This is a genomic window from Flagellimonas pacifica (genome assembly GCF_900215465.1).
GTDB lineage: Bacteria > Bacteroidota > Bacteroidia > Flavobacteriales > Flavobacteriaceae > Flagellimonas > Flagellimonas pacifica.
The window spans coordinates 1-1,331 of the sequence record NZ_OBEH01000016.1 but is presented as its reverse complement, the minus strand read 5'-3'; the positions used below and the strand labels follow the sequence as shown (position 1 = coordinate 1,331).

General features: G+C 48.3%; 1 protein-coding gene. It reads left to right on the top strand.

What is annotated here, in order from left to right; translation table 11 throughout:
• Positions 1-1,331, top strand: a 1,331-nt coding sequence (locus tag CRO15_RS19585) for an aminotransferase class I/II-fold pyridoxal phosphate-dependent enzyme (RefSeq protein ID WP_116458938.1), incomplete at both ends; no start/stop codon positions are given.

Genomic DNA, 1,331 nt, shown 5'->3' with positions numbered 1-1,331 from the left:
GCCGGTGTGCTCCACCTGTACGCTGGGGGCAAATCCTTTTCAGGAAGGACCATAAGGGTAGGGGGTAGGGAGCTGTTCCATTTCGGGACAACAGGCTATTTGGGATTGGAACAAGATGATAGGTTAAAGCGGGCAGCTAAGGATGCCATTGAGAAATTCGGCACCCAGTTCCCCTTATCAAAGTCCTATATATCCAATCCCCTTTATGAAGAACTGGAGCGATCCGTTACAACAATGTACCAAAACCCCGTTGTTATTACCAAAAACAGTACCCTTGGCCATCTTGGGGTCATTCCCAGTGCAGTGGATGACCAAGATGTCATCGTATTGGACCATCAGGTACATTGGAGTGTCCAAAATGCTGCAAAGATGTTGAAAACACGGAGTGTTCCCATCGAGATGATACGTCATAACCATCTGGAGATGTTGGAGGACAAGATCAAAAAGTACAGGGATTCAAAAAAACATATCTGGTATATGGCGGATGGCATCTATTCCATGTATGGGGACTATGCTCCCGTGAAGGAGTTGTTGGCCCTTGCAGATACGTATCCACAGTTGCGGTTTTATTTTGATGATGTGCACGGTATGAGCTGGGTGGGCAAACATGGTACGGGATATGTATTGAATGAATTGGGGGATTTGCCGGAAAATGTCCTACTTTTTGGGACTTTGAGCAAGACCTTTGGAGCCAGTGGGGCGGTATTGACCTGTTCCAATCCCGAAATGTACGATAGGATAAAGACCTTTGGTGGGCCCCTGACCTTTTCGGCCCAATTGGAACCGGCCTCTGTGGCAGCGGCCATAGCTTCGGCCCAGATCCACCTATCCCCGGAGATTTATGATCTCCAGAAGGATCTTCGGCAACGCATCGACTATTTCAATGATTGTCTGATGGCCACGGATCTTCCCTTGATCGATCACAATGCATCCCCGGTATTCTATATCGGAACGGGGATGCCAAAGACCGGCTACAACTTTGTGAACCGTTTGATGAAAGAGGGCTATTATGTCAATCTTGGGATCTTTCCTGCCGTACCGGTCAAGAACACGGGGGTACGGATCACCATTTCAAGGCACAACCAAAGGGAGGAGATCAAAGGATTGGTGGAGGCCATGACCTATCATTTTCCCAAAGCTCTTGAGGCAACCCAGACATATGCCCAGCGAGTGTTCCATGCCTTCAAATTGGAACCGAGGACTAAAAGTGAACATCGGATTTCCGAAGGACTGTGCGTTGAAATAAAGGAATCCATCGATCAGGTGGACAAGGGAACATGGAACCGTTATTTGGGCGGGCAGGGCGTTTATGATTGGGAAGGGCTGAAATT